The following is a 7,870-nucleotide window of genomic DNA, read 5'->3' as shown; positions in this document are numbered from 1 at the left end:
CACGGTGCTGGCAACACGGACCACCTGCAGCGGATGCCGAAATCCTGATCGATTGGTCGGTCTCGGTCGACTCCACGATCGCCCGCGCCCATCAGCACGCGAGGAACACCACCCGGCTCAGAGGGGCTGGATCGAACGACAAGGAATCCGCGTGAAGAGCCCGCCGATCACGGCCTCGGGCGCTCACGGAGCGGGCTGAGCACGAAGACCCATCAGCTGGTCGACGGTGCTGGGCGAGAGGGCGTACTCATCGCGGGCGATCGGCACCCATCTGCGCGCCGGTGGCATCAAGGCCGTCCTCCCCAACCGGCTGACCAGCAGGGCCACCGCAGACGCCGCGGCTCGGCCGGCGGCCGAACCGCGGGCCTGGACTTGGAGGCTTACACGGGCCGGAACGTGATCGAGCGCCAGGACGCGCACCTGCAGCAGTGGCCGGGCCTGGCGAGCACGTACGACAAGTACGCGATCGTGGACCGGGCTGCCGTGGTCCTGAATGCTGTGCTCGCGTGGTCAACGGCATTGTCGGACACGCCCGAGTGGCGTGTTCGAACGGATCGGCGATTCAGGTCAAGTGCTCGAGAAGCTCGGCGAGGCTCAGCACCGGCAGGTGTGAGCGTGAGGACCTGGACAGAGAGGATCCCCCGGAATGCACGTCGTGAAGCGGCGTGAGCGATGTACTGCTCTTCAGTTGGCACTGGTTGATATTGGTCGACGAGGCTTCAGCCCGGTGTGGTGATGCCCTGCGATGACTCTGAAGCCGGCTCTCGGGCGAATCCTCACATCGGGACGCCGAGACCCTGTGGGAGTCCAAGGATGGGACGTCTCGAGGCCTGATCTGTCGGCGCTGCAGAGGAGCATGAGACCTGGGCCTCAAGCCAGCTGAAGACCGGTCAAGCAGGTGGGGTCGTCGGGGCGGGTCGAGATGGCCTTTTTCGCGGTGCGGCCTTCAGCTGAGACAGTGAGAGTAGCGTCAATTCCACGCGGCAGCCAGACCCCGACGAATCCGTTGTCGTACGTCGTCAGCGTTTCATCGAGGAGGGTCTCCCCGGACGTCGCCTCGACCACGGTGACGTGGACGTCAGTATTGGCGAGTTCGCCGGTGCAGGTCGTGAGGCTGTGGAAGTAGCATTCGTGAGTCTGGCTGCGATACGGGGCGATAGAGACGTAGAACTCGTCTTCTGGCATCGGCACGGTGGTCTGATTGTTCTGATCGTCGGTCAGTACAAGCTGGTCGGGTTCAATCGACGCGATGAATTCAGACGAGCGATCTGTCACCTTCGTTGAGTCGAGGCGCGTGATGATCTCGCGAGCATTCAATCCGTCTAGATTGTGCTCGACCACCAGTGAGTGATCGGATCCTGCATCAGCGGACGGTCCCGCATCAGCACAGCCGCTGAGCAGGAGGACGGCGCTGGTCGCCAGACCGGTCAAGGCCGCGCAGATCCTCAGGCGGCTCCTGGAGGACTGGATCGGAGCAACAATGGCAAGTGGCATGCCCAACTCTTTTCTCAGGTGAACGTGTTCATGTCGTCAGGTTAGACAGAAGGCATCCCGAGTTCGCCGGTGCCAAGGGCGCGACGAGGTGCAAAGCACGCCTGCCCGGAGACATCAAGAGCCTTGTCCTGATCTGGGGTCCACCGGTCCGAAGCACCCTGTGTTGACGAAATCGGATGGTGTCAGGAGCGCACGAGGCGATTGATGGCGTCGGTGGCCTCCTGGATCTTGGCGATGGCCGCGTCTTCATCGCCTTTCTTGGCGGCGTCGAGCACGCAGTGCTTGAGGTGGTCATCGAGCAGACCGGTCGCCACTCCTTGCAGGGCGCGGGTGAGGGCCGAGACCTGGGTGAGGATGTCGATGCAGTACTTTTCGTCGTCGATCATCTTCGTGATGCCGCGGGCTTGGCCTTCGATGCGCTTCATGCGGTTGCGGTAACGGTCCTTGTCACTGATGTAGCCGTGCCGATGGGCTCCGGTGTCGGCACCGGTCTCATCGGCTGCAGTTTCAGTGGTCACGAGTGCGTCCTTCACTTCTGGTGCTCCAGGACGGAGCGGGTGCTGGCATCTGGGGCGAGGTCGATGCGACGCAGCAGCTGGGCGTTGAGCGCGACGACGACGGTGGAGATCGACATCAGGATCGCGCCTACTGACATCGGCATGACGAAGCCGACGGGTGCGAGCACGCCAGCCGCGAGCGGCACAGAGAGCAAGTTGTACCCTGCGGCCCACCACAGGTTTTGCCTCATTTTACGGTATGCGGCACGGGAGAGCTGGATGACCGAGAGGACGCTACGCGGGTCGGAGCTGGCGAGGATGACACCTGCAGAGGCGATGGCGACGTCGGTGCCGGCCCCGATGGCGATGCCGACGTCGGCCTGGGCCAGGGCAGGGGCGTCGTTGACGCCGTCGCCGACCATGGCGACCTTCTTGCCCTCCTTCTGCAGCTGGTCGACCTTGGCGGATTTGTCCTCGGGGCGGACGCCGGCGAAGACCCGGTCGATGCCGAGCTCTCTTCCCACCTCGTTCGCCACGGCTTCCGCGTCGCCGGTGATCATGACGACCTCGACGCCGAGCTGATGGAGCGCATCGACGGCGTCGCGGGACTCTGGGCGAACCTCGTCGGCGAGCTTGAGACCGCCGATGACCTTGCCGTCGCGGAGGACGTGCAGGATGATCGCACCCTCTGCCCGCCATTCGTCGGCGACACCGATCTCGTCCTGGCCGGTCTCCTCGAGCAGACGGGGTCCGCCGACGCGGATCTCATGGTCGGCCACCGTCGCGGTGACGCCGACCGCCGGGGAGGAGGTGAACCCGCTGGCCGGTTCGACGGCGAGGCCCTTCTCCTTGGCGGCGGTGACGATGGACCGGGCGAGGGGGTGCTCACTGTCGGCCTCGGCGGAGGCGGCCAGGGCGAGGAGCTGTTCGGCATTCAGGCCGCCGGTCGGCTCCACGCCGGTGACGGTGGGCTCGCCCTTGGTCAGGGTGCCGGTCTTGTCGAAGAGCACCGCGTCGACCTGGCGCATGGACTCCAGGGCGAGGCGGTCCTTGATCAGGACGCCGCCGCGGGCGGCGCGCTCGGTGGCGATGGACACGACCAGAGGGATCGCCAGACCCAGCGCATGGGGGCAGGCGATGACGAGGACAGTGATGGTGCGAACGACCGCGTCGTCGGGGAGCCCGAAGAGCGTCCAGACGACGGCGGTGATCAGCGCAGCTCCGAGGGCGAACCAGAACAGCAGGGCCGCAGCCCGGTCGGCGATGCGCTGGGCACGGGAGGATGAGCCCTGCGCCTCGGCGACGAGCCTGTTGATGCCCGCCAGAGCCGTGTCGTCGCCGGTGGCGGTGATCTCTACGCGCAGGCCGGAGTCGGTGGCCACGGTGCCGGCGGTGACGTTCTCGCCCTCGCCGCGGGCGACGGGGTGTGATTCGCCGGTGATCATGGACTCGTCCATGTCGGCGCGGCCGTCGACGATGGTGCCGTCGGCGGGGACGCTGCCGCCAGGCCGGACGATGACGACGTCGCCGACGCGCAGCTCTGCCGGGTCGACCTTGACGACGTCGTCTCCCTCTATACGCTCAGCCTCGTCAGGGAGCAGCGCGGCGAGGGAGTCCAACGCCGAGGTGGTCTGGGCCAGTGAGCGCATCTCGATCCAGTGGCCCAGCAGCATGATGACGATCAGCAGCGCCAACTCCCACCAGAACTCGAGCTCGGGGTGGACGAGACCGACAGTGGCGGCCCAGGAGGCGAGGAACGCTACGGTGATGCCGAGCGCGATGAGCAGCATCATCCCCGGCTGGCGGCTTTTCAGCTCGCTGACAGCACCGGTGAGGAACGGGGTGCCGCCCCAGGCGTACATGACGGAGCCGAGGACTGCGGCGACCCAGCCCGCCCAGCTGGGGACCGAGTAGCCCAGGAGCATGGCGAACATGGGGGAGAACGCGACCACCGGGATGGCGATGATCAGGTTGATCCAGAACAGCCGCCGGAACTGGCCGACGTGGTCGCCGTGGCCCGCGTGACCACCGCCGTGATGACCGTGCCCGGCGTGGTCACCGTGTTCCATGGTGTGGTCTTCGTTCTCGGCGCGCGAGTCGTCACGGTGGCCGGACTCGGTGGTCGCGACGCCGGCGTGGTCATGGTGATGCGTGGTCGGGTCCGTCATGCTCTTCGCTTCCCCTCGTCATTCCCCGATCTTTCCTTCGATCGGGTCGTATTTCGCCGCGGACCTTCAGCGCGCCCGCGGCGATCGGCTCAGGAGGCCGGCTTGAGCTCGCTCTCGACGACCCACTTGTGGTTGGTCATCGTCATGCCGTCGGACTCGTAATCGACCATGTAGACGGTCTCCTCGGTGGAGGAGGCGATGGTCGCCTTCGCGCCCTTCATGCCTTCCATGTGTTCGGCCTCGAGAGTGACCTCGGTGCCGTCGGCCAGACGTTCATCTCCGGCGTCCTTGATCTCCTGCTGGACGACCCACTTGTGATCCTTGACCGGCTCCCCGCCTGCGGACGGCGTGAAGTCCACCGCATAGGTGTACGTGTCGTACGCGCCGGCGATCGTCGCGTTCGCACCGTCCATGCCCTCCATGTGGTCGGCGGTGAGCGTGACCTCGGTGCCGACCGGGTATGTGGGCGACGCAGCCGTCTCGATGCCCTCGGGGGCGGGGCCGCCGTCCATCGGATGCTCCATCCCGCCGCTGTCAGAGCTGCTGCCGTGGCCCTCGTGCTGGCTGGTCGTCGAGGGGGTCCCTTGGTCCTGGCCGCCGCCGGTGCTGCAGCCGGTGAACACGAGCGCTCCTCCGAGCACTCCTGCGGCGACGGTGGTCATGAGGTGCTTGCGCATGAAGTCTCCTGTTCGTTCTGGTCCAGTCAACGCTATACCCCTCCCGGGTATCAAGTCGATGTCGATCGGCGGGCGTGGAATCGCCCGGCCAAGATCCAATCGACCCGGGGTGGCAGCGCTGAGGCTGCGATGGAGAACATCGGCTCGGCGGCTCTGGTCGCAGATGGAATCGAGGCCCGAACGGACGGGCTCACCTCGCTCGCCGTCGTGACGGGATCAGCTGCGTCGTCTCGTGAACATCACCGTGGTGAGAAGACGATCCCAGTACCGCCGATCACCCAAGAGAAATTGGTCTTGTCCGGTTGCATCGTCGGGCGTCCCATCGAGACAGGGATCCTGAGAGCCGACGGAAGCTGTGCGACTATCGCCAGGCAGAGCGAAGCATGTCTCAGTACGTGCTCCGTCAGATCGCCGCGAAGGCCTGATCCACGGGGCCCGCCCGCGCGGGCCGCCGCCCGCGTCCCGCCCGGGTGCGGAGCCGCGGAGTAGGCTGGTCGCACCATGGAACATCTGCCCCCCACGAGCCCCGGCGCCCCGCTGCTGCCGCAGATCGCCCGCCCGGCGGACCTGTCGGCCCTCACGGAGGACCAGTTGACCGCGCTGGCGGCGGAGATCCGCGCCTACCTGATCGCCCACGTCTCCAAGACGGGCGGCCACCTCGGACCGAACCTGGGCGTCGTCGAGCTGACGCTGGCCGTGCACCGCGTGTTCGAGTCGCCCAAGGACGCGGTCATCTTCGACACGGGCCACCAGTCGTACGTGCACAAGCTGCTCACCGGACGCCAGGACTTCACGACGCTCCGCCAGGAGGGGGGTCTGTCCGGCTACGGCGACCGCACCGAGTCCGAGCACGACGTGGTGGAGTCCTCGCACGCCTCCAGCTCGCTCTCCTGGGCGGACGGCATCGCGCGGGCCTGGGCGCAGACCGGGCAGGGGGACCGCACCGTGGTGGCCGTGATCGGCGACGGTGCGCTCACGGGGGGCATGGCCTGGGAGGCCGTCAACAACATCGCCGCCGGCCGGGACCGGCGCGTGGTGATCGTCGTCAACGACAACGGCCGCTCGTACGCGCCCACCGTGGGCGGCGTCGCCGAGCACCTGGGCGGACTGCGCCGCGGGGTGCTGGACAAGGTGCGCACCCACCACCGCTACGAGCAGACCCTCGACTACCTCAAGCGCCGCCTCCAGGAGGCTGGCCTCGCGGGGGAGCTGGTGTACCGGCCACTGCACGCGGCGAAGAAGGGCCTCAAGGACCTCTGGGCGCCGCAGGGCCTGTTCGAGGACCTGGGCATGAAGTACATCGGCCCGGTGGACGGTCACGACCTCATCGCCATGGAGGAGGCCCTCGAGGACGCGCGGGCGTACGGCGGGCCCGTGATCGTCCACGCGATGACCGAGAAGGGGCACGGCTATCCGCCGGCGGTCGCGCACGAGGCGGACCAGTTCCACGCGATCGGCGTGATCGACCCCTCCACGGGCGAGCCCATCACCTCGTCGACGGCCCAGTCCTGGACCTCCGTGTTCGGCGAAGAGATGGTCGCGATCGCGGACGAGCGGCCGGACGTCGTGGCCATCACCGCCGCCATGCAGAACCCCGTGGGCCTGGCCCCGATGGCGCTGGCCCACCCGGACCGGGTGTTCGACGTCGGCATCGCCGAGCAGCACGCGGTCACGTCGGCCGCCGGCATGGCCTTCGGCGGCCTGCACCCCGTGGTGGCCGTCTACGCGACCTTCCTCAACCGCGCCTACGACCAGGTGCTCATGGACGTGGGCCTGCACCGTGCGGGCGTGACGTTCGTGCTGGACCGCGCGGGCGTCACCGGGCCGGACGGCCCGAGCCACCACGGCATGTGGGACCTGGCCCTGCTGCAGTCGGTCCCGGGGCTGCGGATCTCCGCGCCCCGCGACGCGGACACGCTCCGGGAGGAGCTGCGCGAGGCCGTCGCCGTCGAGGACGCGCCCACCGTGGTGCGGTTCGCGAAGGGCTCGGTCGGCGAGCCGGTGCGCGCCCTGGAGCGGCTGTCGGACGGCACGGACGTGCTCGCCCGGCGCGGCGAGGCCGGCGGACGCGACGGCGCCGAGCGGGACGTGCTGATCGTGGCGGTGGGCGCGATGGCCGAGCTCGGCCTCGACGTCGCCGAACGGCTCGAGCGGCACGGCATCAGCGCCACGGTGATCGACCCGCGGTGGGTCCTGCCCGTGGCCCGGTCCGTGATCGACACGGCCGCCCGCCACCGGATCGTCGTGTGCCTCGAGGACGGGGTGCGGGCCGGCGGCGTCGGCTCGCGGATCCGGCAGGAGATGCGCGCGGCCGGCGTGGACACCGCCCTGAACGAGGTCGGCCTGCCGGTCGAGTTCCTCGCCCACGGCAGCCGCGAGCAGGTGCTGGCCCGCGTGGGCCTCACCGCGCAGCGCATCACCCAGGACACCGTCGCCCAGGTCCTCGGCGCCAAGGTCCCGTACGCCCGGCCCGTCCCCGAGGACGCGGCCGCCCCCCACCACCAGGAGCAGGCATGAGCATCGTCCGGCTGTACCGTGAGACCGTCGGCGACGACGGCACCCGGCTCTTCGAGTACCGCGAGGCATGGGCCGACGCGGAGGCCGGGGAGTTCGTGGTCCACCACGGCCGGGTCGGCCAGCCCGGCACCGTCGGGGAGCAGCCCCTGGCCGACCAGGTCGAGGGTGATCAGCTGCTGGCCGCGTTCGTGGCGCAGGGCGCGGAGGAGGGCTTCGCCGAGGCGGACCCCGCGACCTTCGCCGTGCTGCCGGTGGCCTACCGGCTCCGCGGCCGGGAGGCCACGGTGATCGAGCGGCGCACCGTGGAACGGCTGCGCGTCGAGGTGACCCACCAGCTGGCCTGGCGCGGTCTTGGCGAGGTCGAGGACGTCGTCGAGGAGGCCGGTGCCCTCGTGCTGCGCGTCCGGACCCCCCACGCCCGCAAGGCCGCCGCCGAGATCCCGGCGGCCGCCAAGCGCGCCGACGGCGTGCAGCCGAACAAGGTGGACGTCCGCACCGCAGAGCAGGAGGGCTGACC

Annotated in this window: 6 protein-coding genes and 1 pseudogene; 3 read left to right on the top strand and 4 right to left on the bottom strand. The window is 68.8% G+C overall.

Annotation, left to right across the window (positions count from 1 at the left end; genetic code table 11):
• Nucleotides 1-534, top strand: a pseudogene (locus tag ACZ1IK_RS09675) (transposase family protein); the annotation flags it as partial.
• Between the two features lie 336 nt (nucleotides 535-870).
• Here ACZ1IK_RS09675 and ACZ1IK_RS09670 read toward each other — a convergent pair.
• The 4 genes from ACZ1IK_RS09670 to ACZ1IK_RS09655 all read right to left on the bottom strand — a co-directional run bounded on the left by ACZ1IK_RS09670 (nucleotide 871) and on the right by ACZ1IK_RS09655 (nucleotide 4,836).
• Nucleotides 871-1,494: a CueP family metal-binding protein gene (locus tag ACZ1IK_RS09670; protein ID WP_095694653.1), complete on the bottom strand. Its 624-nt coding sequence runs from the start codon at nucleotides 1,492-1,494 to the stop codon at nucleotides 871-873.
• A gap of 182 nt (nucleotides 1,495-1,676) precedes the next feature.
• Nucleotides 1,677-2,012, bottom strand: a complete 336-nt coding sequence (locus tag ACZ1IK_RS09665; RefSeq protein ID WP_270618289.1) for a metal-sensitive transcriptional regulator — start codon at nucleotides 2,010-2,012, stop codon at nucleotides 1,677-1,679.
• 11 nt (nucleotides 2,013-2,023) lie between these two features.
• Complete coding sequence (locus tag ACZ1IK_RS09660) at nucleotides 2,024-4,159, bottom strand: heavy metal translocating P-type ATPase (protein ID WP_036382829.1); 2,136 nt, start codon at nucleotides 4,157-4,159, stop codon at nucleotides 2,024-2,026.
• 89 nt (nucleotides 4,160-4,248) lie between these two features.
• Nucleotides 4,249-4,836 (bottom strand): YdhK family protein, encoded by a 588-nt coding sequence (locus ACZ1IK_RS09655; protein ID WP_036382830.1) that lies wholly within the window; start codon nucleotides 4,834-4,836, stop codon nucleotides 4,249-4,251.
• 501 nt (nucleotides 4,837-5,337) lie between these two features.
• On the opposite strand from ACZ1IK_RS09655, the gene dxs reads away from it, so the two are divergent.
• Together dxs and ACZ1IK_RS09645 are read left to right on the top strand one after the other, a co-directional pair.
• On the top strand, nucleotides 5,338-7,353 hold the full coding sequence (gene dxs / locus ACZ1IK_RS09650; RefSeq protein WP_044659995.1) for a 1-deoxy-D-xylulose-5-phosphate synthase: 2,016 nt from the start codon (nucleotides 5,338-5,340) through the stop codon (nucleotides 7,351-7,353).
• Nucleotides 7,350-7,868: a hypothetical protein gene (locus ACZ1IK_RS09645; protein ID WP_036317662.1), complete on the top strand. Its 519-nt coding sequence runs from the start codon at nucleotides 7,350-7,352 to the stop codon at nucleotides 7,866-7,868. Before dxs ends, ACZ1IK_RS09645 begins: the two co-directional genes overlap by 4 nt.
• The last annotated feature ends 2 nt before the right edge of the window (nucleotides 7,869-7,870 follow it).

The organism is Micrococcus sp. CS26 (assembly GCF_055522295.1).
This window is presented reverse-complemented; position numbering and strand designations above follow the sequence as displayed.